Origin of the sequence: Halobacillus sp. H74 (genome assembly GCF_052246715.1) — a bacterium.
Taxonomy (GTDB): domain Bacteria; phylum Bacillota; class Bacilli; order Bacillales; family Halobacillaceae; genus Halobacillus; species Halobacillus litoralis_A.
The window spans coordinates 218,023-241,891 of sequence record NZ_JBQQCI010000002.1 but is presented as its reverse complement, the minus strand read 5'-3'; the positions used below and the strand labels follow the sequence as shown (position 1 = coordinate 241,891).

Genomic DNA, 23,869 nt, shown 5'->3' with positions numbered 1-23,869 from the left:
TTCTATGATTGAATTTTATCGTTTTCTAAAATGTTCGCTTCGTCTTCAAGACCGAAAGCGACGTGGGATTCAATCCATTTACGGCGAGGTTCAACTTTATCCCCCATCAATGTCGTAACACGACGTTCTACACGGGCAAGATCATCGATAGTAACACGAATCAATGTACGCGACTCTGGATTCATCGTAGTCTCCCAGAGTTGATCTGCATTCATTTCACCTAAACCTTTATAACGTTGGATCGAATAACCATTTTTAAACTCTTTAAGAATTTTCTGCATGCCTTCTTCGTCCCAGGCATATTCTGCTTTTTCTTTCTTCCCTTTACCTTTGGATACTTTGTATAGTGGTGGAAGAGCGATGAATACTTTACCTGCCTCCACTAACGGCCGCATATACCGGAAAAAGAAAGTCAAGAGCAGGACTTGAATATGAGCGCCGTCTGTATCGGCATCTGTCATAATCACGATTTTATCGTAATTGCAGTCTTCAAGGGTGAAGTCTCCTCCCACACCTGCACCGATCGTATGGATAATGGTAGAGATTTCCTCGTTCTTGAATATATCCGCAATTTTCGCTTTTTCTGTGTTGATGACTTTTCCTCTCAGGGGGAGAACAGCCTGAAACTTGCGATCCCGCCCTTGTTTCGCTGATCCGCCAGCTGAGTCACCCTCGACTAAATACAGCTCATTTTTTTGCGCATTCTTGGATTGAGCAGGTGTCAGCTTACCGCTCAACAATGAATCTTTACGTTTCTTTTTCTTTCCTGAGCGGGCATCCTCACGGGCTTTACGAGCCGCTTCCCGGGCTTCTTTCGCTTTGATGGCCTTCTTAATCAACATAGAGGCTGTGTCAGGGTTTTCTTCCAGGAAATAAGAGAGTTGTTCAGCTACGACACCATCGACACCTGAACGCGCTTCGGATGTCCCCAGTTTACTTTTCGTTTGCCCTTCGAACTGCAAGAGATTTTCAGGTATTCTTGCAGATATTATGGCTGTGAAGCCTTCTCTGATATCGTTTCCTTCGAGATTTTTATCCTTTTCTTTTAGCAACTGTGCCCGTTTGGCATAATCATTAAAAATCCGAGTGATAGCCGTTTTGGCTCCGGATTCATGGGTTCCGCCATCTTTTGTACGGACATTATTCACAAAGGAAAGAATATTTTCGGCAAAACCATCGTTGAATTGAAATGCGAAGTCGACCTCAATATCCCCGTGATTTCCTTCAAAAGAAACAACAGGGTGCAGCGTATCTTTTTCTTCGTTCAAGTAACTGACGAAGGACTCGAGGCCATCGTTGTATTGATATTCTTCTCTCACGGTTTCTTTCCGTTCATCTATCAGAATGATCCGAAAGCCTTTTAAAAGAAATGCGGCTTCTCTTAATCGCTCAGAAAGGGTTTCGAAATCGAACTTGGTCACTGAAAATATGGAAGGATCAGGCTTGAACCGGATCGTTGTCCCCGTTTTCCTAGTAACCCCTTTATTTTCAAGAGATGTTACAGCCACACCCCCGTTCTCGAATCTCTGGTAAAACTTTTCTCCATCTCTACATATATGGACTTCCAACCATTCGGATAAAGCATTGACGACCGATGCTCCAACACCATGAAGTCCACCTGAGGATTTGTATCCTCCTTGACCGAATTTCCCTCCAGCGTGAAGAACGGTCAAGATGACTTCAGGTGTCGGTTTACCGGTTTTATGCATCCCCGTCGGCATACCACGGGCTTCGTCCTGAACCGATACACTTCCATCTTTGTGGAGCTTGACAGTCATTTGCTGGCCGAATCCAGACAATGCTTCATCAATCGCATTGTCAACAATTTCATGGACCAAATGATGGAGTCCGCGATGGTCAGTCGACCCGATGTACATTCCGGGCCGCTTCCGCACTGCCTCCAATCCCTCTAGTACTTGTATGGAATCATCTGAATAGGTTTGATTTTGATTCGACAATTTACCATCGGCTCCTTTCTCTTTCTACACCAACTACTTCAATGATAGAACAAACGTTCGATTGTGTAAACGTTCAAAAAAAACATCGCTTGTTATATTGTAGCGATTTTATAGGGTTTCGCAAACATAAATCTTCCAAAAAACATGAAAAAACCCCTGAATGAACAGGGATTTTTTTAGAAAAATGCAGTTTTTCAACGATAAATCGAGTGTGCGACTTTGATGCAAACGTCCATGATGACAAGTTTTGAACTATCCTTCAACGTTTCATGAGCTTGGTTATGAAAGACGCCCAGCTGTGCCCAAAATGCTTTCGCATCAATCTCTTTCGCTTCCTCGGCTACTTCCGGTAAATGTTCAGACCTCCGGAAGACATTGATGATATCAACCGGCTCGTCGATGTCACTTAATCGGCTGACTGCCTTTTCGCCTAAAGCTTCAGAAATTGTCGGATTGACAGGAATAATTTTATAACCTGAAGCCTGCATTGCTTCGCTTACTTGATATGAAGTGCGGTGAGGTTTGTCTGATAAACCGACTACCGCTATCGTTTTCGATTCCTCTAAAACTTTTTTTATTTCCTCGTTGGATGGGTTTTGAAAAGCCATCATATCCCTCCTATTCTTCAATCAAACCTTCCTCGATGAGAAACTCACGAGCTACTTCTTCAGGAGACCTGTCTTCAAAATCAACGGCATAGTTCATTTCCCTCATTTGGTCTCCAGTAATCTTACCGCCCAGCTGATTCAGAACATCTTCAATCTCTGGATAACGATCTAAAGTTTCCTGTCTCATGAGCGGTGCCCCTTGATAAGGTGGAAAGAGGTTTTCTGGATCTTCTAAGACTTTCAAATTCAAATCGACCATATATCCGGCCGTAGCATAGGCATCAATGACATCTACATCTCCACTTGAAATGGCACCTTGGCGCAAGCCGGGATCCATTGTACGGACTTCTCCCAAATTAAGGTCATACACTTCTTTCATGCCTTGATATCCATCTTGACGATCATTGAATTCTAAAGTGAAACCAGCTGTTATTTGGTCTTCCACCCGCTTCAGATCACCGATCGTTTCTAGCTCGTATTGTTCAGCAAGCTCTTGAGTGGTCGCTACAGCATAAGTGTTATTGAACTGCATCGGTTCAAGGAAAGCCATATCATAAGTTTCGGACATGCCACTTTTCGCTTGCTGATACACTTCATCAGGTTTATTGCTTTCTGCCTGCTCGCCCAATAATGAAACGATAGCTGTACCAGTAAATTCCGGATAGATATCAATACTTCCTTCTTCCAATGCACTGAAGACCAAATCCGTTTTGCCTAAGTTCGGTTTTAAACCGACACTTAAATCTGTATCTTCTTCAATCAGTAATTTATACATATTGATGAGAATCGCTGGTTCTGATCCTAACTTAGCCCCTAGCGTCAAATCGTTTTTTGCTTTCCCGCCAAACGCTAACGGCCCGACTGCGATCAAAGCTGCAATTACCAGTAGACTGACTAAAGACCTGAATCCTGATTTGGCCGAAGTACGTTCAAAAAGACGCAGAATGAGATCAAGTATAATGGCTAATAATGCCGCTGGAATAGCCCCTAGTAAAATGAGGTTCACATCACCTCCACGATCCAGCCCTAACAAAATCAGATCACCCAGTCCCCCTGCCCCTATAAGAGCGGCAATGGTTGTCGTTCCAACAATCAGTACCATAGAAGTACGGATACCTGCCATGATAACAGGCATAGCTAAGGGGAGTTCAACTCTTGAAAGACGCCTGAATGAATTCATCCCCATCCCAGTAGCTGCCTCCTGCAAAGCTGGATTGACTTCCTTGATTCCAGTGTATGTGTTTCGTAAAATAGGTAAAAGACCATAAGCAGCCAGTGCGATAATTGCAGGTGTTTGACCGATTCCGAAAAACGGAATCAGGAAAGCTAAAACTGCTAAGCTGGGTATGGTCTGCAATATAGCTGTTACACCGATGATCGGTTCTGCAACCTTTTGTTTTCTCGTCAACAAAAGACCGAGCGGAACTGAAATAAGAGTGGCAATCACTAAAGCAATGATCGAAATCTGTAAGTGTTCCCATATCTTTTCCCAAAGGACGTTTTGTCTTTGCATGAAAACATTGATGAAACCAATCATTTTTGCACCACCTCATCTTCCTGCCTGGAATGTTCCTTGAGGTATAGCACAATATCCCTGTAAGAGAGCGTCCCGATCAGACGTTCACCTTTCATGACAGGCAGCACCCGATGCCCTGTCTCTTCAAATATATTGACCGCCTCTTTAAGGATCATTCCATTTTGAAGAGGAGGTAACTCCACTCTCTTGCCATCTTCCACTGCTCCGGCATATCTCTCATCGTTACCATTCAGAACATAGGTCCCTTTTTCTGGAATTAGCCCACTCTCGTAATCTTCTATAGTGGAAATTTTATTTCTCGTTTGATCAACCATCACATCGACAGCAGTTTGCCAAGGTGTTTTCCTGCTTCCTATGAAGTCTTTTACGAACGAATTAGCAGGTTTCAGAATTAGATTTTGCGGGGTGTCTATCTGAATGACCTCCCCTTCTTTCATTAGGCACACCCGGTCCCCGAGAGCCATCGCTTCATCCATGTCATGTGTCACAAAAACGATGGTCTTTTGTATTTCCTGTTGAAGTTGCCGGATGTCTTTTTGCAATTGTTCACGGCTGATAGGATCCAGAGCACTGAATGGTTCATCCATGAGGATGATATCAGGATCTGCGGCCAAAGCTCTGATGACCCCCACCCGCTGTTGTTGACCACCAGAAAGCTCACTAGGCATTCTTTTTCGATGCTTCTCCGGTTCAAGACCTACCATTTCCATCAACTCACCGATCCGCTTCGTCAAGTCTTTTTTCTTCCATTTTTTCATTTCAGGGACAATCGAAATGTTTTCTTCAATCGTCATATGCGGAAAAAGTGCGATTTCCTGCAATACATAACCAATATTCCAGCGTAATTCGTGAATGTTATATTCTCTAATATCTTTATTATGTATAGTAATGGTCCCTGCGCTTGGATGGATGAGGCGGTTTACCATCTTCATCATTGTCGTTTTTCCGCATCCACTTGGTCCTATTAAAGTAAGCAGCTCTCCTTTTTGTACCTCCAAATCGATGTTTTTCAAAGCTGTCGTCCCGTCTGGATATGTTTTTGTTACATCAGTGAACGTAATCATCTTCTTCCCCCTAAGCGATAAAATAACAGATCATTTTTATATAACCCCATTCCGACTTTTCGAAACCTCCCTTTATAAACATGCCACTTCTCGTGAAATAATGCAGGAGGCGACTCCCAAACGAATTCTTCTATCAAAACCTTTATACAGATGACAAGAAATCCCTTGTCACTAGCCTTTATATTGATATAATTAAGAGATGTTGCGGAGGAGCGATATGAGATGCTTCATTATACTGATATCACTTCCAAATGGACATGGATGAAGGAGCGTTTCTCTTTCCTGCATTCTTATATTGTTCAAAAATAGAACATTTACCAATTCAGATTACTTAATTTCTGATAGATGATCATCATTTATGTAAGTCACCCCCTATTTTAATCTAGTAAAGAGAAATAAATTATCAGTTCTTTATCAAATAAGCTCATGATAAACTAGAATAAAGACATGAAGGAGATGAACCCATTGGAATACGTACTTTATATCATTATTGCCTACCTCCTCGGCTCCATCCCGTCTGGGTTGATCGTAGGAAAAGCAGGCTATGGCAAAGACATCCGCGAACACGGGAGCGGTAATTTGGGAGGCACGAATACCTTCCGTGTTTTGGGCATCAAGGCCGGCTTGATTGTAACAACTGCAGATATATTGAAAGGCACAGCCGCTGCTGCTCTACCCTATTTTGCAGGAGCAGATGTCATCCCACTTATAGTCGGAATCTTTGCTGTCGTCGGTCATATGTACCCGATCTTCGCAAATTTCAAAGGCGGGAAAGCTGTAGCAACATCGGGTGGCGTCATACTCGGTGTCAATCCAGTTATTTTCATAATATTAATTCTATCATTTTTCATTATCTTATATTTTAGCAAATACGTATCCCTCTCATCCATGGTCAGTGGGATTATTGGTATTATTGCGACACTGATTGTTGAGGATTACGGGTTGACTCTTATCATTACACTTTTCACTATTTTTGTCATTTATAGACATCGTTCCAACATCAAACGGATCATCAACAAAACAGAACCGAAAATCACATGGATGTAGGCAGTAGAGCTTACCATCATAATGTGAAACAAGTCTATCCTTAACCGGGATAGGCTTGCTTTAATGGAGCATTCTATAAAAGTACACCACACAAGCATTCCATTGTATAAAAAGAAATACATATTGTATAATTTGACTTAGAGAAGGCCTGAAAGGAGTTCTTGCTATGAATAAAACAGAACTGAATCAAATCAAACAACTACCTTCTAAAGAAGAACGCCATAAATTATTCGGCTCTGTGGATCCAGGTCCACGTACAAAGCCGGTAGAAAAAGATAGAATGGCCGACCTTCAGAATTCAAAAAAAGATTTCCTTTTTGATATCGATATGGTCGGTATTTCAAACGTCAAACACCCGATCCGTATACCAAGCGGTTTGACACCTCAGATTCAAACGACAATCGGGACATTTTCCTTTGGCTCTTCGATTGCGAAAGGAAGTAAAGGCACGAATATGAGCCGTTTCACTGAACAGCTGGATAAATATCACAACGAAGGTTTTGCCATCGATATAGAAACATTGAAAGGCTTTACGGAAGAATTAGCTGCACGTCTAAAACAGTCAGATGCAGAAGTTGAAGTGACATTCCCATGGTTCTTTGAAAGGAAAGGTCCCTATTCTGATCTTACCGGGATGAACCATGCGGATGCAACTATCAGAGTGGAATACGATCAAGAGACCGGCCATGATGTAACCGTGACATTGACTGGAAAGATCACGACTCTTTGTCCTTGTTCCAAAGAAATCAGTGAGTACAGTGCTCACAACCAACGGGGAAATGTTACGATGAGTGTTAAACTTACAGACGATTTCGACGAACAGGAGCAAGACTGGAAATCAGCTTTATTAGAAGCAGCAGAAAGCAATGCCAGCGCTCGCATCCACCCTGTGTTAAAACGGCCGGATGAAAAAATGGTGACAGAGCAAGCCTTTGAAAACCCTCGTTTTGTGGAAGATATCGTTCGGCTCGTCGCAGCTGATTTGTATGAATATGAATTTGTCGAGTCATTCACTGTCACTTGTCGCAACGAGGAATCCATCCACTTGCATGATGCAGTGGCAACGCTTAGTTATGATAAAAAACAGGAAATTCTCTAAGGGAAGAGCATGAAACATGTAATGATCGCCTTAATCACTTTTTACAGAAAAGGCATCAGCCCTTTTTTTCCGCCATCTTGCCGCTTCCAGCCTACTTGTTCTGCGTATGGCTTGGAAGCATTCCAACGATACGGTTTTTTCAAAGGTTTTTACCTTACATTAATACGAATAATGAAATGTCACCCTCTCCACAAGGGAGGGTTCGACCCTGTCCCTCCTAAAAAAGGTCATAAAGAAACATCCTGATTAATGATTCAGGATGTTTCTTTATTCATCTCATGAATTAACCGTCCACCGACTATATTTAGCTGGTATGATAAAAGTGCTGAGTACTGTCTGATGTGTGAAGGTTAAGAGCCGGGATTTCAGGCTTTATTCCTGAGAGAGTTTGTTTGATGTATTCATAGTTATAGTCATTTTACGTGAGAAATCCTGCAGTAATGTATAGGACACATTATTAAAAACAGGTTTACTAGAGGCAGATTCAGGATACAACATAAAGTGCGACCATTTGTACAGACAGGAGTTGAGGTTATGAATTTATCTGTAACAGAAGAAGCAGCACAATGGTATGAAGAAGAATTGGATATCGATGAAAATAAAGACCTTAGATTCTACGTTCGTTACGGTGGCGTCGGTGGTTTGCAGCCTGGATTTTCGCTGGCGATCAAACTGGAAGATCCTGCCGAGCCGATTGCTGAAACTGAAGTAGGGAACATCCGTTACTTTATTGAAGCAGATGATGAATGGTATTTTGATGGCCATTCACTAAAAGTCCATTTTGACCAGAAGTGGAAAGAACCTGCCTTTGACTATAAAAAATAAGGCGCCGCTCAGGCGTCTTATTTTTTATCCAGACGAAACCGCTCAATATGATTCCAACAGTTTTCTTTCACTAATATTTCGTATTGTCTATCACCGAATAAATCGAAGTGAGGATGGTAAGGGTCACGATGTATCCATGCTGCCTCCAAACTGTGCTTATCCCCCCACTTTTCCAACTTATCCAAATCTGCACAACCGACCTTCGTCACCGTATCACACCCCGGGAATCGTTCATCTAACCAGAAATGTGTCAAAATAGCGATTTCCCCTGCTTTGACTCTCTCTTTCCAAGCATCCAGCTCTGCTCTCTTCACTCCAAAAGCCATTATGAACCGGACTCCATCGCTGATAAATAGGCTTCATGCCAATCTGGGAAATTTCTTCTGATCGATACTGGCCTGAAGTTTTCTTTCTTTACGATGACATGCTTCGTTTCACCACTTACAGCAATATCCCCATTAGCTAAGACGACCTCGTAACCATACGATACACGCAAGCCATCATAGGTCTCCACCCAGGTTCTGACGGTAGCCTCATCCCCGTAACGCACTGGTTTCTTATAACTCACTGCCACATCCACGACCGGAGAAAACACCCCTTTTTTTTCAATTTCCGAATAATTGAATCCCAAGCCCTCAATGAACGCAGTACGCCCTATTTCAAACCAAACGAGATAGTTCGCATGATAAACTACACCCATCATATCTGTTTCCTGGTACCTTACTTGAATTGGTGTTTCTACGACTTTCATGTATTAAGACTCCTTTCGGACCATATTCCATGCTTTTTCTAAATCTACGAGCTCCAGTTCATTCATATCAGCTTCTTCATTTTCCAAAATTCTGATCGCCTGGAACTGTATCGCCTCATTGACTAAATTATTGATGAATCGGCCATTACCACGAACACGGTGTGCGGTATATTTTTCTAACAGGAAGGATTCAGCCCATTCATTAAAATGATACCCATATTGTTTCGCTTGATAATGAGTCATTTCAAGTAACTCTTCTTCATTGTAATCAGGAAAATGGAAATACTTTTTGAATCTGGAAGATAACCCTGGGTTGCTTTCGACTAACTGTTCCATTTCATGCTGATACCCGGCTAGGATAACAACAAGATTCTCATTATGTTTTGTCATCTCATCCACAATCGTTTCAATGGCTTCTTTTCCAAAATCATCACGGCCGCCATTGTATAACGCATAAGCTTCGTCAATGAAAAGCACGCCGCCTAAAGCCTCTCTGATTTTTCTCTTGGTCTTAATCGCCGTTTGACCGACATATCCTGCAACCAGATCACTCCTGGAAACGACTACGGTATGGCCCCGCTTCAATAAACCACACTCTTTTAAAACGTCTGCATAAATTTCGGCCACTGTCGTTTTTCCTGTACCAGGATTTCCAGAGAATACTGAATGAAGCTGAATCGGAACCACCGGGTATCCATTTTCTTTCCTTTTTTGCTGGGCCTGTACGAAAGAAGATAGCTTACGGACTTCTGCTTTCACATTGTGAAGGCCGATCAATTCATCTAACCGCTCCATTGGTGAATACCCTTCCCGGTCAACTTTCTTCTCCCATTCCAGGTCACCTATATCAATACGCATATGATCAAGCCAATGATGCTTGTCCCTTTCCGCTTCCTGTGCCCCTTTTTGAAATACAGTCTTCATCACTAAGTTCTTCACAGTCCTTGCATTACCGAATGAATCATCTACCCGCTCCCGGTCGATTAGAGAGGCGAATTCTATTAATGCCTGGTCAGTAAAAAAGAAATCATTGTCGATGGCTGTCTGCTCAGCAATCGTCATCAATTCACTCATTTGATAATCAGGGAGCTCGATATGATTCTGTTCAGGGAAACGACTACGAAGGCCTGGGTTGGACCAGAGAAATTGCCTCATTTCCTCTGGATAGCCTGCCAAAATCACAGCGAATTTCCCACCATATTCCTTGCTTGTCATCGCAGAAACAAGGGTGTCAATAACAGCTTGACCATAGTCGTTGCCTGTTTGTCCTTCCCTTTTCAAGCTATAGGCTTCATCAATGAAGAGAACTCCTCCGATCGCTTGTTTGACATAATTCATCGTATTTTCCTCACTTTGCCCTACATAAGAACCTACGAGATGTGATCGATTTACTTCGATGACTTCTTTAGTTTCCAAAATTCCCAGCTCATGATATATGTTGGCAAGTAACCGAGCGATTGTAGTTTTACCTGTGCCAGGATTACCCGTAATGATCATATGTAAACCAGGCTCATCCACCATCGAAAATCCGAAATTCTTCCGTTGCTGCTGATATCTTAAAAAGTGATAATAGCGTCTGATATAGGTTTTGACGTCGTGAAGTCCGACCATTTGATCGAAAGCTTCTAATGGGTTGCTGTAAGATTGATCGGTTAAAAATCCAGGCAGCCGTTTATATATTTCATCCTGGTTATCGGATAATCTCCTTGTACGATCATTTATTTCTTTGACAGGGATGCGGATTCGACGGTTTTCAATCGAAGCGATCGCTTCTTCCAATATTGAATCCAGTTCAGATAATTCATCATAAACATCTTGATATAGTTTCAATCGACTGGATGCATCGATAATGGTTTTGTTAGCAAGTTCTTCATCCCATTGATTCTTAAGGTAACTTACATCCTCATGAATGGATTTTGCTTTCTTTCCTTTTGCCGAATCATGATCTGTTTCGTGAAGAATCCACTGCTCAAGCGGGGTGTTTTTCAGCATAGTATAAGCCTGCATCAGCTGTTTGGATTCGTATAATTCTGTCACAAGCGAATGCGTCGTGTCCAATACTCTTGCTTCGTCAATGAACTGATCTGCAAGAAGGTCCTGTCCAGGATGTCTGCGTATTCGGTGATACGCCAGCGTTACATAGAGGAGTGCTTGCAGTTCTTTCTCCTCCACTGTATGTTTATTTATATATCGAAGAGCCTCGACTTCTGAAATCGGAGGCTGCTGTTCTAAACTATTCCATTGTCTAAGTTTGTCTAACATCCTCATCACATCCTTTTCTATCAACGTTATTCATTTTATCATAGACAAGGTCTTATGTAGATGAACATGCTGTCGGCAGGGAAAACTTCCTTTTGAAAAAACCGCTCCCCCTTATTTAAGAGAAGCGGTTCAAAAATTGATTAATATTGTTGGTGACGAGCTTCGTCTTTAATTTCCTGCCTCATCGACTCAAGCGACTGATTTCTCCGTTTGTTTTTGCGTTCAATATCCTGCTTTTCTTCCTCTGTGGCAAACTGCATTGCATTGTGGGAAGCTTCAATATTTTCAATCGTATTTGTTACATTCTCCTGAAGTCGATCGACATTATCTGCCCGCTTATCAGGGTTCGGCTTTTCGTTCGCCATGTGCTGTTGTTTGTGGGACATATCGTCACCCTCCTGTACTTTCGTATTGTGAGTCATGGTTTACTTTTCCCAGGAAGCCAATGATTTATGATGGACATTTGCTGTCATTAATCCCCAATATAAGGACAAAAGCGCAAATGCCTTGGTCGACCTCGAAAAGTTTAAGAACATCAGTCCCGTGAAGTGATCTTTCACGACGGTACTGATGGAGTTAAGGTCTCGAGAGGCTAAGCGTTACAGCTGGGCGGGCCTTATACAGCACAAGACCCATAGGGTGGTATTTTATTATTTCCTACGCAAAAAAACAAACCCCGGTTCACGACGGGATTTGTTTCATTCGTTCATTGTGGCGTTTTTCAATTCGCTCATCGATTTGTTCCATCAGCTTGTGATCGGCTTGGATCGAGCGGATATTCTCTTTCACTCGTTCCTCAAAAGAAATCGGTTTATGTCTTCTCATGGAAATCTCTCCTTTAATAGGTATGATTTCCATGATTTGAAAGAAATATTCTTAATTTAATGCATTTTTCATCTCTTTCATGTACTCATATGTCATCGGGCCTACGATCCTTGGTTGTTGTATGACTCCATCTGTTCCGATGAAATATGTTGTAGGTATCGAGATAATCTCATATGTCTGATTTATAGCTAAATCTTTATCCAATAGAATTGGAAAGGTGTATTCACCTTCTTGCACGTATTCCTTCACTTGCTTGACACTTTTTTCCGAACCTGTGCCGTTAACTGCAAGAATGACGACTTCGTCTCCGAATTCTTCATGGAAGCGCTGCATTTCCGGCATCTCTTCTCTACAAGGCGGACACCAGGTAGCCCAATAATTCAAAAACACTTTTTTTCCTTTGAAATCGGAAAGTTTGACCGTTTCACCTTCAAGTGTCTGTAGAGTGAAGTCTGGGGCCTGTTCCCCCTCCTCTAAGCCATCAGGAGCATTAGGAGCCGTCATCCCGGCTCCTTCTTGGTCACGATCACTATATTCTTGAAGGCCACTATCCGCCTCTTTCTCATCATTTTCATTTAACGCAGAAATGATGACAAATGCGAAAAGTAGTACCAGGAATGCTGTGGCTCCCCATTGCTTCATTTCATTTCCTCCGTCCCTCTAAGAAAAATTCTTCGTCACTCTTCTATATATAAGAATATAGAAAAACATTTATACCTGTAAAGAAGGATACGCCTTTTCATACAAATTTCACAATTATCTCTTCTAAAGTGGTCAAGGATAGAAAGCATGTGAATTGGTCTGTGTTAACAAATTTAAACATCCGTATCTTGAAAGGAACATACACGGAACGGAGAGCTTATGTAGGATAAGGAGAAATTTCATCATCACAGACCTAGAAAAAAGGATCGCCCGACTGGGCGATCCTTTTTGATATTAACTAAGTTTATTACGCAGTACCATTTGCAAGATACCACCGTGACGATAATAATCAACCTCAACTTCACTGTCAAAACGAGCAATGACGTCGAATTCTTTTTTATTACCTTCTTCATCTGTGGATGTAACTTTGACAAGATCATGTGGTTTCACATCTTCTCCGACTTCCACATCAAAAGTTTCACGGCCAGTCAAACCAAGGGATTCAACGGAATCTTCCGGTTTGAACTGAAGGGGCAGCACACCCATCATAACCAGGTTGGAGCGGTGAATACGCTCAAAGCTTTCGGCAATGACTGTCTTGATTCCAAGAAGGTCAGTACCTTTAGCCGCCCAGTCACGAGAGCTTCCCATACCATAGTCATTTCCTGCGATGACCATCAACGGAGTATCGTCCTGCTGATACTTCATGGCAGCTGTATAAATCGGCATGACTTCTTCTGTCGGCCAATAAGTTGTGAAGCCACCTTCTGTACCAGGTGCAAGCTCATTACGGATACGAATATTTGCAAACGTACCACGCATCATAACTTCGTGGTTACCACGACGGGATCCATAAGAGTTGAAGTTACGCGGACTCACACCATTCTCCTGCAAGTACTCTCCTGCCGGCATATCCTTAGGAATTGCACCAGCTGGTGAGATATGGTCTGTAGTTACAGAGTCACCGAATTTACCTACCACACGCATTCCTTTTAGTGGTTTGACTGCTTCAGGATCGCTGGACAGTCCTTCAAAGAATGGCGGGTTTTGTATATACGTGGAATTATCGTTCCAGTCATACAACGGCTCATCAGTCGTATTGATTTCATTCCATTTTTCATTGGAGTTGAATACACTTTCATATTCTTTACGGAAGATTTCCGGTGTAACAACACGGGAAATTTCGGATTTAATCTCCTCTTGAGATGGCCAGATGTCATCAAAGAAGACCTCATTCCCCTGTTGGTCTTTACCGATCGCTTCATTTTTAAGATCGATATCAACCGTCCCTGCAAGTGCATAGGCGACAACAAGTGGCGGTGAAGCCAAGTAGTTCGCTTTTACAAGTGGGTGGATACGTCCTTCGAAGTTCCGGTTACCTGAAAGCACAGAAGAAACCGTCAAATCACTGTCTGCGATAGCTTTTTCGATTTCAGGCAGCAATGGACCGGAGTTCCCGATACAAGTCGTACAGCCGTAACCCACAAGATTGAAACCGAGTTTATTCAAGGGCTGCATTAATCCAGAGTCTTCAAGGTAGCGGGTTACTACTTTGGAGCCGGGTGCGAGTGAAGTTTTCACATAATCCGGCACTTCAAGACCTTTTTCAACGGCTTTCTTAGCTACTAAGCCTGCCCCAAGCATAACGTGTGGGTTAGAAGTGTTCGTACATGAAGTAATCGCAGCGATAGCAAGAGCACCAGTATTCATAACTGTTTTATTTCCGTTATCGAACTTCACTTCAACTTCTTTATCGAATTCGGCTTTACCCAAACCGAAACCATGGTTCCCAGCAGGGCCAGTGATCGCTTTTTCGAATGAATCCTTCATTTGGGAAAGTGGAATCAAGTCTTGAGGACGTTTAGGTCCTGATAGATTCGGCTCCAATTCTCCGAGATCGATTTCAACCAGGGAAGTGAACTCTGGATCTTCGAAGGATGGATCGTACCAAAGACTGTTTTTCTTGCAGTACTCTTCGACCATATTGATTTGCTCTTCACTACGTCCAGTCAGACGCATATATTCAAGTGACTCTCCATCAACTGGGAAGAAACCACATGTAGCTCCATATTCAGGCGCCATGTTGGAAATGGTAGCGCGATCTGCAAGCGGCATTTCTTGCAGACCAGGTCCGAAGAATTCAACGAATTTACCAACAACATTCTGTTCACGAAGTTTTTGTGTAACTTTCAAAGCCAAGTCTGTTGCGGTGGTTCCTTGCGGAAAGCTTCCGTTCAACTTAACACCGATAACTTCAGGAGCAGGGAAATAAGAAGGTTGTCCGAGCATTCCAGCTTCCGCTTCTATTCCTCCCACACCCCATCCAAGAACACCAAGGCCATTGATCATCGTCGTATGTGAGTCGGTACCGACAAGTGTATCTGGATAAGTATCATAAGAGCCGCTCTCATTCTCTTTCGCATGAACGACATTCGCGATGTATTCAAGGTTCACCTGGTGGACGATTCCTGTTGCTGGCGGGACAGCGCGATAGTTATCGAACGCCTTTTGTGCCCAGTGAAGGAACTCATAACGTTCCTCGTTTCTTTCGAATTCAAGTTCCATATTGATATTAAGTGCGTCAGCTGTCCCGTACTTATCTACTTGTACGGAGTGGTCAATGACAAGATCCACAGGTACTTCCGGGTTGATCTTATCAGGACTTCCACCCATGTCCACCATCGCTTTTCTTAACGATGCAAGATCGACGACAGCTGGTACTCCGGTAAAGTCTTGCAAAATGACACGGGAAGGTTTGAATGGAACATCTTCCCCTTTAGATTTCTCAGTTCCCCAGTTTGCTAGACTCTCTACGTGATCATCTTTAATGACACGTCCGTCATGTTGACGTAACAGAGATTCTAGTAGGATACGGATGGAGAAAGGCAGACGGGAGATCTTACCATGTCCCGCATCTTCTAAGGCTTTCAGGTCGTAATAGTTGTACGTTTGGCCGTTCAGGTCAAATTGTTTGCGAGCATTAAAAGCATTGCTAGCCATATTCCTTTTACCCCCTCATCAATATTCAATGGTGATGCCGTTTATCCGGCTTCTCCATTCCCCAATTTTTGTACATTTGATCCCTTCATACATAACAAGTTCACAAATCTGCAACCCTTATTGTAAATGAAAACGATTTATAAGTAAAATATATGAACGTAAATTTTTCATAATTCGACAATTTATATATTTGAGCCCGACATAACAGGAACACTTGTATTTAAATGGAGGAACTTTTATAATTAAATAAAGAACTGATTACAAGAAAAATGAAACAGGTGATAGGTATGTCAGGTGGATTTGCCCTATTCATAGTCGGGTGGATTGTCATCATGGTCGGTTTGATGAGCATCGGTGGTTTTTTCATGTTCCGGAAATTTTTGAAACGATTGCCGAAAGAAGATGGGAAATCAATCATTGATTGGGAAGAATATTATGTGGATAAGACCCGTCATATGTGGGCCTCTGAGCAGAAGGAGCTTTTGGAAGAACTCGTCTCTCCTGTTCCTGAAATCTTCAGAGATGTAGCCAGACAAAAAATTGCTGGCCGCATCGGGGAAATCGCACTGCAAAAAAAGAAGAAAAGAATTACGCAGGATATCTTGATCGAAGGTTACATTCGTGCCACTCCGAAACGGGACCATAAATTCTTAATCAAAAAGCTTGAAGAAAAAGAAATTGATATGACACCATATCATCCATTACTTGAACGATAAAAGGACCAGGCTTACGCCAGGTCCTTTTTTGCGTCTAAATTCTTTTCTAATTGTAAATATTGCCTCAGCATAGCCAGACGCCATGTCAAAATCATTCCCAGAGCCAGCAGAAAGAACATCCCGCTCGTTTCTCCAAAGGAAACATGCTGCCCGATAATCAGCTTGAAGATGACCCGCAGGATCAATAAGCCGAACAAAATGAAGACGAAAGCTTTGGAAGGCTTTAAATAGATGTCTCCACCCCTCACCTCGAATTTTGAGGTCCGGATAAGAAAAAACGAGAAGATCACGCCAACTAAAAGCGCTTCAATCACCTGACTCCACTGGACCCTGAATTCAGGAAAAATGAACATCAAGGCTCCAGTACTCATGAAGAATGGAGGCAAAATGATTTTTTTTACACTTGCAGGCTGCCTGGATGCGCGAAGTCGGATGAAAATCATCCCCGTCGCCATACATGCAGCTACAATAGTACTTGCAATCAACCAAAACATACCATTTCACTCTTTCTTCTCTGCCTGAATAAAGTTTAGTTTAACACACGGTCAATCGCATCAAGGACGCGGGATTCATCAAAGGGTTTGACAATGAAATCTTTCGCACCCTTCTCAATTGCTTCAACTACCATCTTCTGTTGTCCCATAGCTGAACACATGACGACTTTTGCTTGTTCAGACTGAGCTTTGATTTCCTTAAGAGCTTCAATACCATTCTTTTCAGGCATTGTGATGTCCATCGTAACTAAATCCGGTGAAAGTGCTTCATATTTTTCTACAGCTTCCTGCCCGTTTTCAGCTTCTCCGACTATTTCATGGTTCCCATTCTTCAAAATGTTCGTCAGCGTCATACGCATGAATTTAGCATCATCGACAATCAGAATTTTTGCCATTCATCCTTCCCCCTTCATTCACGGTCGTTTGCAATCGTCAAGATAATCGTCATTGTGACTCCGACGACCGCTAAATAGACCCCAAGGTCGAACAATAGAGCCGTAGCCAGTTCGGTTTTACCTAAAATGGGCAATTGAAAGTAAGCGAAGGTCTGCGTCAGGAACGGCTGGCCGAATATAAAGGACCCGACTCCTGTACCAGTTGCGATGACCAAACCTACAGGTATCACATAACGAAAGTTGATTGGCAGAATTTTTTCCATTGCTTTGATGCCATAAGCCATATACATGAGGATGATTGCAGCAGCAGTCATGAGACCTCCGATGAAACCACCACCGGGCGCATTGTGCCCAGCAAAAAACAAGTAAATGGAAAACCCTAATAGTATGAAAGCGATTAAAGTAGTTGTTGTTCTTAATATGATGTCGTTGGTTCGGGTCATACAAATACTCCTTTATTTTTAATCAATACTTTTATCTTAATATAAAAACCGCATAAAATCTATATTTTAGAAACCTTGGAATCCAAATAAACCAGCAAGATATGATGTAAGCTTAGCCATCCAGTCGAAATATAAAGCTATTCCCACAAGAATCATGATGTATCCACCTACTTTTAAAATCTTTGCGCTGTGACGTTTGATCCAATTCAATTTGCCGATAAAGAAAGAAAGCAGCAAGAAAGGAATTGAGAAGCCCATGGAATATGAGAGCATCATAACTACAAACAATTCAGGTGAATCGGCTGCCAGAGAAAGTACACCTGCGAGTATCGGTCCCGTACAAGGCGTCCATCCAAGTGAAAATGTCAGGCCGATTAAAAAGGACCCCAAATATCCAGAAGGTCGGTTTTTAAAACTGATTTTCCTATCTTTCATCAAAAATTGAAAATTGAATACTCCAATGATGGTGAATCCAAAAAAGATAATTAAAATCGCACCCAAACGACGGATGATCGACTCATTTTGGATTAGAAACTGAGAGAAAAATGATCCCGAAAACCCTATAATCATAAAAATCGTCGTAAAACCTGCTAAAAATAGAACGGTATGAATTAAGCTTGTACGTTTCAACATTCCATTGTCTTCTTTTAATTCATTGACACTCATCCCTGTTATGTAAGAGAGGAATGCAGGATATAAAGGAAAAACACATGGAGAAATGAACGATAAAAACCCTGCTCCGAAAGCTAGGAATAGATTCACATCCATCATAATATTATCCTCCAAACTCTTAGTCGCCCTCTATTGTATCAGAGGTTTTTTCAAAAAACGATGAAACTACTGTGAACATCTTATGTTTTCCATAGAGAAAGCCTTCTCCCCGTACAGGAAGAAGGCTTTATGAATTATTTCATTTGGTTGTTCATTGAACGCATCATTTGATTGATCTTCTTCTGTGATGGCTTTTGACCCATCTGCATCATCAATGTGCGTAGCATTTGTTCGTTGATTGGTGGGTTTTTTTTCAAATAATTCATCATATATTTTCTTGCGATAAAGAAGCCAAGGGCTGCCCCACCGACAAGCGCTAGTAAAGCTATGATGATGACCCAAACGATCCCCAATGTCATGTCTTCGTCTTCCTCCTTCGTATTGTCTCCCATAACAGTATAGTAAAACGGCCTTTAGAATACAATAGTCGTTTTACGATAATAGACGTTGCCGTGCTTCAGATGTGATCCAGCCATAATGTTCCCCTGAAGTTTCAATGATATAAAACGTATGGGTCGACATTCTCAACGGGCTGAATGCAACACTTTCAGCTTGCCACAGACTATCACACTGAAAAAGACAACAATAATTCTTATCGACTATTATATCATACGGAAGGGCGAAATCGAAAAAGCGACGACAAAAAGAACCATTTTTTTCACTCGATTCCTCTATTAACTCTTTGTCTAAGTAACTTTCGAAAGGGAAAGGCTCTGTTATGTAGGAGAGTTGCCTGTGATGATGACGACTTCCAGGATTCCTCAGCCATTCTAAGAAAAACCGCTTCATAAGATCTGCTTTATAGTAATATTGTTCTGTAATTTCACGTTTGATTGAAAATATGATGAAATACATTCCACTCACTCCTCCCTATCATTATAAAAACAAATAGATAGATTTCGTGTCGTATTGTGGCAGGAAGCAGTTTCTTTTTTTGTCTATTTCGCTCTGTTTATCAGCCCTTCTACCTTTTCAGATGGATCCCTTCAAGTGGAAATGGTTTTACTCAATATGTACAAAAAAAGCTGCCCCCGTTATATACCAGGGGCAGCTTTATTGTTTATTTCATTAGGTTTTCCGCATGTTTCACTACATTTTCAACTGTAAAACCATAGTTTTCAATGACTGTATTTCCAGGTGCGGAGGCACCGAATGTATCGATTCCAATGACAGAACCATCAAGACCAACATAACGTTCCCATCCGAAGGAAGCAGCCATTTCAACTGCAAGACGTTTACGAACGTTCGGAGGCAATACTTTCTCTTTGTATTCCTGAGGTTGTGCATTGAAACGATCGAAAGAAGGAATACTCACGACGCGGACATCGTACCCTTTCTTCTTCAATTCGTCTTGGGCTTTGACAATTAATTGAACTTCAGAACCAGAGGCGAGAAGGATAGCATCAGGCTCTTCTTTATCTGAATCACTAAGGATGTATGCTCCTCGCTTCAGACCTTCGTAAGCATTCTCTTCTGTACCTTTAAGTGTAGGAAGCCCTTGACGAGTCAACACAAGCGCAGTAGGAGTGGTATTAGATTCCAGAGCGATTCTCCACGCAGCATTGGTTTCGTTTCCATCTGCAGGACGGACGACTGAAAGGTTCGGCATTGCTCTAAGTGAAGGCAGCTGCTCCACTGGTTCGTGTGTCGGACCATCTTCACCGACTGCTACTGAATCGTGAGTAAACACATAGTTCACAGGAAGGTTCATAAGTGCAGACAGACGGATTGCCGGACGCATGTAATCACTGAAGACGAAGAATGTGCCGGCATAAACTTTCAGGCCTCCGTGTAGACACATACCATTCATGGCAGAAGCCATCGCAAATTCACGTACCCCAAACCAAATGTTACGCCCAGCATAGTTTTCACGGGAGAAGTCTTCCTGATCTTTCACGGCTGTTTTGTTTGAACCGGCAAGATCGGCACTACCACCGAAGAAATAAGGGATTGCATCAGATAAAGCATTAATCGCACCCCCGGAAGCTGCACGGGTTGCAGGACTGTCCTCACCAACTGTATAAGAAGGCAGTTCTTTGTCCCATCCTTCTGGCAGCTCACCACGGATGGCTGCTTCCAGCTCTTTCCCAAGCTCAGGATATGCTTCTTTATATTGAGTCATCAAATCATTCCAGGACTGCTCTTTATCTTGACCATTTTCCTGTACTTTCTCTTTGAAATCTTGATAAACTTCATCAGGTACATGGAAAGGTTCATGACCCCATTCATAAAATTCTTTAGCTGCAGTCACTTCATCTTCACCTAAAGGTGCACCATGAGAATCAGATTTACCGGATTTGTTTGGAGAACCGTAGCCGATAACTGTTTTAACTTCGATCATAGTCGGCTGATTCGTATTCGCTCTCGCCTTTTCCAGCGCTTTCGTAATTTCTTCTGTATCTGTGCCGTTTTCAACACGGATAACCTGCCATCCATAAGCTTCATAGCGTTTTTCAACACTCTCACTGAAAGAGCGATCCAGATCACCATCAAGCGAAATATCATTTGAATCATAAAGAACGATTAATTTACCAAGACCAAGGTGGCCAGCTAAAGAGGCGGATTCTTGGGACACACCTTCCATCAAATCTCCATCGCCGCAAATCGTATAAGTGTAATGATCTACTACATTGTAGCTCTCGCGGTTGTATTTAGCTGCCAGATGGGCTTCAGCCATCGCCATACCAGTTGCCATAGCGATCCCTTGTCCAAGAGGGCCTGTCGTAGCCTCGACTCCATCCGTGTGACCAAACTCAGGGTGACCGGGAGTTTTGGAATCCCACTGACGGAAAGACTTCAAATCGTCCATCTTCACATTATATCCTGAGAGGTGTAATAGACTGTAAAGCAGCATAGATCCATGCCCTGCTGATAATACAAAACGGTCACGGTTGAACCATTCAGAATTATTCGGGTTGTGATCCATGAATTTCGTCCATAGTGTGTAAGCCATCGGTGCAGCCCCCATAGGCATCCCCGGGTGACCAGAGTTTGCTTTTTCTACTGCATCGATCGTAAGTGTTCTGATCGTATTGATTGATGTTTGTTCAAGGCTGTTAGCCATGTCCAACATTCCCCTTTCTGTTCAGGTATATGTACCATGTATTATCCTATAATGAAAATCCATTTGAAACAAGCATAGGATGAACTTTCTTAAAGATCTTCCCTATACTTTCCCCTTAAATGATGGAATTAAACAGACGTTCATTCGCTACTGAAACGTTCCTTAAGAGTGATTCAAAAACAGGAAGATGAGGTTTTCAGCTCTGACTAAGAGCGTCTCATTAAAGGTTGTCATTGATCTTTCATAATAATCTTTACCAGTATCTTTTCTTCTATTTTGTTATAGCCGTTTTCAATTTCCGGGAGAAACAAAAAAGAAAGCACTCTACTGCAATAGAGTGCTCATGGAAACAGTTAGTTCTTTTTCTCATTTTCCTGCATTTGTTTAAGTTTTTTCGGTGTAACATCTGTACCTTCAGGATCGATGACAGTGACACCTTTCAATTGGTTCTTAAAGGATTGACGAGCATTTTTCAGATATTCTTGTCTTAATTTCTGTTGTTCATTCTTTTCCTCTTTCGACAATTCTTGTTGTTTTGATTTATTGGCTAACTCGTTGATTCGATTGATTTTCTCTTTGGATAACATAAGATCCTACTCCTTTATATATAGTCTGGACCGTAAAAACATGAAAAAGACAAGCAGCCTTTAAGACTCTTGTCATTTAAGTATATATTAACTTGCTTATTCTTCTTTTTCAAGCGATAGATATTCCTTATATCTACGGTGGACCGTCGCTTTAGAAACATCGTAACCCAAGCCTCTCAGAGTGGCAGCGATATCTTTGAACGTCAGGTTATTCCTTCGCAAACGAACTACTTCTTCAATGGGAAATTCTATACGTTCACGTCCCGGGGCTAAATGTTGATTCGAAAGGTTGGAAGCCGGGTCATAGCCATGATCTACTGCTTTTCTCATCCCTCTGCGTATTTTCATATTATGGATTTTTCTTTGATATTCTTCAACAATGCCTACGATTTGCAGGACCATCGAGTCAGATTCTGAAAGCTCCAGCTCCCCTTCATGGGAAAGGGAAAATATTTTCACTTCCAAACGATTCAATTGATGGAAAAGTGCTATTTTCGTATTCCCGCGCCCGAGTCTGGTTTCATCTTGGATCAGCAGACCATCTGCTTCCCCTTCTGAAAAATAGGACAGCAGGCGGAAAATCCCCTCGCGCTCGATGTCATACCCACTCGCTTGTTCTTGGATGCATTCGACCACTTCCATCCCATGGACTTGTGCCATGTTTGCAAGCTCTGTCTTTTGTCTGTTCAATGAGGTTACCTGTGCCTCTTTTTCCGTGCTGACACGACAATATAATAGTACTTTCATGATGCCTGATCCTTCCTCCTATAAGTTCTACGACTGATTTCTTACCCGCTCGTAACCATAGAATAATAGAGAAAGGCAAAACTCACAACGAACAATAATAAATAAGTGTAATCAAGTTTGGATAATTTGTTGAACATGATTAATCCCTCCGTTTTAAGAACGAACGTTCCCTTAGAACCTGTGTTCGCATTTGTTGATTACCATTATAGACGAATGTGTGTTCTTGTCAACTTGTATTTTTCGAACGCTTGTTTGTGTTTTTGAAATGACCGTGGTACAATGTGGTTACTATAATCCTATGTACGAGGTGCTAATCTATGAGTAAACTTTCAAAGCGGCAGCAAGAGATATTAGATTTTATTAAAGAACAAGTATTAATGAAAGGTTATCCACCATCAGTAAGGGAAATCGGAGAATCTGTCGGGCTGGCTTCCAGCTCTACCGTACATGGACATCTATCCAGACTGGAGAAGAAAGGGTATATCCGCCGGGATCCTACTAAGCCAAGAGCAATAGAAGTCATCGAATTAGAAGAAGATCATAGCATACCGAGAAGTGAAGCCTCTTATGCCCCAGTGATAGGTAAAGTTACGGCAGGGTCTCCTATCACTGCAGTTGAAAATATCGAAGAATACGTGCCGCTCCCAGACACATTAGCAGGATCAGACGACAATACATTCGTCCTTATCGTGCAAGGGGAAAGTATGATCGAAGCAGGAATATTGAATGGAGACATGGTGATAGTCAGACAACAGCAGACAGCTCAAAATGGAGATATAGTCGTTGCAATGACAGAAGATGAAGAAGCCACTGTCAAACGCTTCTTTAAAGAGAAGAACCATATCCGCCTTCAGCCTGAAAATGCCACGATGGAACCGATCATCTTGAACGATGTATCGATTCTAGGAAAAGTCGTCGGTTTATATCGCACAGTTCATTAAAAAGACGAGGGGATTCCCCTCGTCTTTTTGCTATCTCATACTATTTATAAATAGAATCGTACATTCACTTCTCTGGCCATCAATCTTTCTATA

26 protein-coding genes are annotated in these 23,869 nt (G+C 42.1%); 6 read left to right on the top strand and 20 right to left on the bottom strand.

Going from position 1 to position 23,869, the window contains the following annotated elements:
- Positions 1–2: 2 nt before the first annotated feature.
- From parE to ACTWPX_RS04420, 4 genes are all read right to left on the bottom strand, one after another.
- Entirely contained in the window at positions 3–1,958 is a 1,956-nt protein-coding gene (gene parE, locus ACTWPX_RS04435) for a DNA topoisomerase IV subunit B (protein ID WP_443118664.1), read from the bottom strand.
- A 194-nt stretch (positions 1,959–2,152) separates the two neighbouring features.
- Positions 2,153–2,566: a CoA-binding protein gene (locus tag ACTWPX_RS04430; RefSeq protein ID WP_443118663.1), complete on the bottom strand. Its 414-nt coding sequence runs from the start codon at positions 2,564–2,566 to the stop codon at positions 2,153–2,155.
- A gap of 10 nt (positions 2,567–2,576) precedes the next feature.
- On the bottom strand, positions 2,577–4,103 hold the full coding sequence (locus ACTWPX_RS04425) for an ABC transporter permease/substrate-binding protein (protein ID WP_443118662.1): 1,527 nt from the start codon (positions 4,101–4,103) through the stop codon (positions 2,577–2,579).
- Positions 4,100–5,167: an ABC transporter ATP-binding protein gene (locus tag ACTWPX_RS04420; RefSeq protein ID WP_443118661.1), complete on the bottom strand. Its 1,068-nt coding sequence runs from the start codon at positions 5,165–5,167 to the stop codon at positions 4,100–4,102. The genes ACTWPX_RS04425 and ACTWPX_RS04420 overlap by 4 nt, the downstream gene beginning before the upstream one ends.
- Positions 5,168–5,632: 465 nt before the next feature.
- On the opposite strand from ACTWPX_RS04420, the gene plsY reads away from it, so the two are divergent.
- The 4 genes from plsY to ACTWPX_RS04400 all read left to right on the top strand — a co-directional run bounded on the left by plsY (position 5,633) and on the right by ACTWPX_RS04400 (position 8,138).
- Positions 5,633–6,214: a glycerol-3-phosphate 1-O-acyltransferase PlsY gene (gene plsY / locus ACTWPX_RS04415; RefSeq protein ID WP_443118660.1), complete on the top strand. Its 582-nt coding sequence runs from the start codon at positions 5,633–5,635 to the stop codon at positions 6,212–6,214.
- Between the two features lie 166 nt (positions 6,215–6,380).
- Positions 6,381–7,313 (top strand): GTP cyclohydrolase FolE2, encoded by a 933-nt coding sequence (gene folE2 / locus ACTWPX_RS04410; RefSeq protein WP_443118659.1) that lies wholly within the window; start codon positions 6,381–6,383, stop codon positions 7,311–7,313.
- Between the two features lie 9 nt (positions 7,314–7,322).
- Entirely contained in the window at positions 7,323–7,559 is a 237-nt protein-coding gene (yidD, locus tag ACTWPX_RS04405) for a membrane protein insertion efficiency factor YidD (protein WP_443118658.1), read from the top strand.
- Between the two features lie 288 nt (positions 7,560–7,847).
- On the top strand, positions 7,848–8,138 hold the full coding sequence (locus ACTWPX_RS04400; RefSeq protein WP_443118657.1) for a HesB/YadR/YfhF family protein: 291 nt from the start codon (positions 7,848–7,850) through the stop codon (positions 8,136–8,138).
- Positions 8,139–8,155: 17 nt separating this feature from the next.
- On the opposite strand, the gene ACTWPX_RS04395 is transcribed toward ACTWPX_RS04400, so the two are convergent.
- The 7 genes from ACTWPX_RS04395 to acnA form a co-directional block, all read right to left on the bottom strand.
- Entirely contained in the window at positions 8,156–8,464 is a 309-nt protein-coding gene (locus ACTWPX_RS04395) for a hypothetical protein (RefSeq protein ID WP_443118656.1), read from the bottom strand.
- Positions 8,464–8,889 (bottom strand): acyl-CoA thioesterase, encoded by a 426-nt coding sequence (locus ACTWPX_RS04390; protein ID WP_443118655.1) that lies wholly within the window; start codon positions 8,887–8,889, stop codon positions 8,464–8,466. Before ACTWPX_RS04390 ends, ACTWPX_RS04395 begins: the two co-directional genes overlap by 1 nt.
- Positions 8,890–8,892: 3 nt before the next feature.
- Positions 8,893–11,151 (bottom strand): AAA family ATPase, encoded by a 2,259-nt coding sequence (locus ACTWPX_RS04385; protein ID WP_443118654.1) that lies wholly within the window; start codon positions 11,149–11,151, stop codon positions 8,893–8,895.
- Between the two features lie 140 nt (positions 11,152–11,291).
- Entirely contained in the window at positions 11,292–11,537 is a 246-nt protein-coding gene (gene tlp / locus ACTWPX_RS04380; protein WP_431357382.1) for a small acid-soluble spore protein Tlp, read from the bottom strand.
- A gap of 295 nt (positions 11,538–11,832) precedes the next feature.
- A complete protein-coding gene (locus ACTWPX_RS04375; protein ID WP_164908438.1) occupies positions 11,833–11,976 on the bottom strand; it encodes an FbpB family small basic protein in 144 nt (47 codons plus the stop codon).
- Positions 11,977–12,027: 51 nt separating this feature from the next.
- A complete protein-coding gene (locus ACTWPX_RS04370; RefSeq protein ID WP_128522663.1) occupies positions 12,028–12,618 on the bottom strand; it encodes a peroxiredoxin family protein in 591 nt (196 codons plus the stop codon).
- Positions 12,619–12,912: 294 nt separating this feature from the next.
- Positions 12,913–15,618 (bottom strand): aconitate hydratase AcnA, encoded by a 2,706-nt coding sequence (acnA, locus tag ACTWPX_RS04365; protein ID WP_443118653.1) that lies wholly within the window; start codon positions 15,616–15,618, stop codon positions 12,913–12,915.
- A 287-nt stretch (positions 15,619–15,905) separates the two neighbouring features.
- Here acnA and ACTWPX_RS04360 point away from each other — a divergent pair, with 287 nt between their 5' ends.
- Complete coding sequence (locus ACTWPX_RS04360) at positions 15,906–16,334, top strand: DUF2621 domain-containing protein (protein ID WP_128522665.1); 429 nt, start codon at positions 15,906–15,908, stop codon at positions 16,332–16,334.
- A gap of 11 nt (positions 16,335–16,345) precedes the next feature.
- Here ACTWPX_RS04360 and ACTWPX_RS04355 read toward each other — a convergent pair whose 3' ends face one another.
- From ACTWPX_RS04355 to ACTWPX_RS04315, 9 genes are all read right to left on the bottom strand, one after another.
- Positions 16,346–16,828 carry a CcdC family protein gene (locus ACTWPX_RS04355; protein WP_443118652.1) on the bottom strand — a complete coding sequence of 161 codons (483 nt, stop codon included), beginning with the start codon at positions 16,826–16,828 and terminating at the stop codon, positions 16,346–16,348.
- Positions 16,829–16,863: 35 nt separating this feature from the next.
- Positions 16,864–17,223, bottom strand: a complete 360-nt coding sequence (locus ACTWPX_RS04350; protein WP_443118651.1) for a response regulator — start codon at positions 17,221–17,223, stop codon at positions 16,864–16,866.
- Between the two features lie 14 nt (positions 17,224–17,237).
- Positions 17,238–17,666 carry a Na(+)/H(+) antiporter subunit B gene (locus tag ACTWPX_RS04345; RefSeq protein WP_128522668.1) on the bottom strand — a complete coding sequence of 143 codons (429 nt, stop codon included), beginning with the start codon at positions 17,664–17,666 and terminating at the stop codon, positions 17,238–17,240.
- A gap of 66 nt (positions 17,667–17,732) precedes the next feature.
- Positions 17,733–18,437 carry a cytochrome c biogenesis CcdA family protein gene (locus ACTWPX_RS04340; RefSeq protein WP_443118650.1) on the bottom strand — a complete coding sequence of 235 codons (705 nt, stop codon included), beginning with the start codon at positions 18,435–18,437 and terminating at the stop codon, positions 17,733–17,735.
- Positions 18,438–18,571: 134 nt separating this feature from the next.
- Positions 18,572–18,796, bottom strand: a complete 225-nt coding sequence (locus ACTWPX_RS04335) for a YneF family protein (RefSeq protein ID WP_128522670.1) — start codon at positions 18,794–18,796, stop codon at positions 18,572–18,574.
- A gap of 73 nt (positions 18,797–18,869) precedes the next feature.
- Positions 18,870–19,292: a sporulation inhibitor of replication protein SirA gene (sirA, locus tag ACTWPX_RS04330; protein WP_443118649.1), complete on the bottom strand. Its 423-nt coding sequence runs from the start codon at positions 19,290–19,292 to the stop codon at positions 18,870–18,872.
- 205 nt (positions 19,293–19,497) lie between these two features.
- Complete coding sequence (gene tkt / locus ACTWPX_RS04325; protein WP_443118648.1) at positions 19,498–21,501, bottom strand: transketolase; 2,004 nt, start codon at positions 21,499–21,501, stop codon at positions 19,498–19,500.
- Between the two features lie 353 nt (positions 21,502–21,854).
- Complete coding sequence (locus tag ACTWPX_RS04320) at positions 21,855–22,088, bottom strand: DUF896 domain-containing protein (protein ID WP_443118647.1); 234 nt, start codon at positions 22,086–22,088, stop codon at positions 21,855–21,857.
- Positions 22,089–22,184: 96 nt separating this feature from the next.
- The gene (locus ACTWPX_RS04315) at positions 22,185–22,835 is read right to left on the bottom strand and encodes a YneB family resolvase-like protein (protein WP_443118646.1); all 651 of its coding nucleotides are present in this window, start codon (positions 22,833–22,835) and stop codon (positions 22,185–22,187) included.
- A 317-nt stretch (positions 22,836–23,152) separates the two neighbouring features.
- On the opposite strand from ACTWPX_RS04315, the gene lexA reads away from it, so the two are divergent.
- Entirely contained in the window at positions 23,153–23,776 is a 624-nt protein-coding gene (lexA, locus tag ACTWPX_RS04310; protein ID WP_128522675.1) for a transcriptional repressor LexA, read from the top strand.
- The last annotated feature ends 93 nt before the right edge of the window (positions 23,777–23,869 follow it).

Coding starts and splice junctions, on each gene's coding strand:
- ACTWPX_RS04430 (WP_443118663.1), bottom strand. CDS start 2,566: ATGGCTTTTCAAAACCCATCCAACGAGGAAATAAAAAAAGTTTTAGAG.
- ACTWPX_RS04425 (WP_443118662.1), bottom strand. CDS start 4,103: ATGATTGGTTTCATCAATGTTTTCATGCAAAGACAAAACGTCCTTTGG.
- ACTWPX_RS04420 (WP_443118661.1), bottom strand. CDS start 5,167: ATGATTACGTTCACTGATGTAACAAAAACATATCCAGACGGGACGACA.
- folE2 (WP_443118659.1), top strand. CDS start 6,381: ATGAATAAAACAGAACTGAATCAAATCAAACAACTACCTTCTAAAGAA.
- yidD (WP_443118658.1), top strand. CDS start 7,323: ATGAAACATGTAATGATCGCCTTAATCACTTTTTACAGAAAAGGCATC.
- ACTWPX_RS04400 (WP_443118657.1), top strand. CDS start 7,848: ATGAATTTATCTGTAACAGAAGAAGCAGCACAATGGTATGAAGAAGAA.
- ACTWPX_RS04395 (WP_443118656.1), bottom strand. CDS start 8,464: ATGGCTTTTGGAGTGAAGAGAGCAGAGCTGGATGCTTGGAAAGAGAGA.
- ACTWPX_RS04390 (WP_443118655.1), bottom strand. CDS start 8,889: ATGAAAGTCGTAGAAACACCAATTCAAGTAAGGTACCAGGAAACAGAT.
- ACTWPX_RS04385 (WP_443118654.1), bottom strand. CDS start 11,151: ATGTTAGACAAACTTAGACAATGGAATAGTTTAGAACAGCAGCCTCCG.
- tlp (WP_431357382.1), bottom strand. CDS start 11,537: ATGTCCCACAAACAACAGCACATGGCGAACGAAAAGCCGAACCCTGAT.
- ACTWPX_RS04375 (WP_164908438.1), bottom strand. CDS start 11,976: ATGAGAAGACATAAACCGATTTCTTTTGAGGAACGAGTGAAAGAGAAT.
- ACTWPX_RS04370 (WP_128522663.1), bottom strand. CDS start 12,618: ATGAAGCAATGGGGAGCCACAGCATTCCTGGTACTACTTTTCGCATTT.
- acnA (WP_443118653.1), bottom strand. CDS start 15,618: ATGGCTAGCAATGCTTTTAATGCTCGCAAACAATTTGACCTGAACGGC.
- ACTWPX_RS04360 (WP_128522665.1), top strand. CDS start 15,906: ATGTCAGGTGGATTTGCCCTATTCATAGTCGGGTGGATTGTCATCATG.
- ACTWPX_RS04355 (WP_443118652.1), bottom strand. CDS start 16,828: ATGTTTTGGTTGATTGCAAGTACTATTGTAGCTGCATGTATGGCGACG.
- ACTWPX_RS04350 (WP_443118651.1), bottom strand. CDS start 17,223: ATGGCAAAAATTCTGATTGTCGATGATGCTAAATTCATGCGTATGACG.
- ACTWPX_RS04345 (WP_128522668.1), bottom strand. CDS start 17,666: ATGACCCGAACCAACGACATCATATTAAGAACAACAACTACTTTAATC.
- ACTWPX_RS04340 (WP_443118650.1), bottom strand. CDS start 18,437: ATGATGGATGTGAATCTATTCCTAGCTTTCGGAGCAGGGTTTTTATCG.
- ACTWPX_RS04335 (WP_128522670.1), bottom strand. CDS start 18,796: ATGACATTGGGGATCGTTTGGGTCATCATCATAGCTTTACTAGCGCTT.
- sirA (WP_443118649.1), bottom strand. CDS start 19,292: ATGTATTTCATCATATTTTCAATCAAACGTGAAATTACAGAACAATAT.
- tkt (WP_443118648.1), bottom strand. CDS start 21,501: ATGGCTAACAGCCTTGAACAAACATCAATCAATACGATCAGAACACTT.
- ACTWPX_RS04320 (WP_443118647.1), bottom strand. CDS start 22,088: ATGTTATCCAAAGAGAAAATCAATCGAATCAACGAGTTAGCCAATAAA.
- ACTWPX_RS04315 (WP_443118646.1), bottom strand. CDS start 22,835: ATGAAAGTACTATTATATTGTCGTGTCAGCACGGAAAAAGAGGCACAG.
- lexA (WP_128522675.1), top strand. CDS start 23,153: ATGAGTAAACTTTCAAAGCGGCAGCAAGAGATATTAGATTTTATTAAA.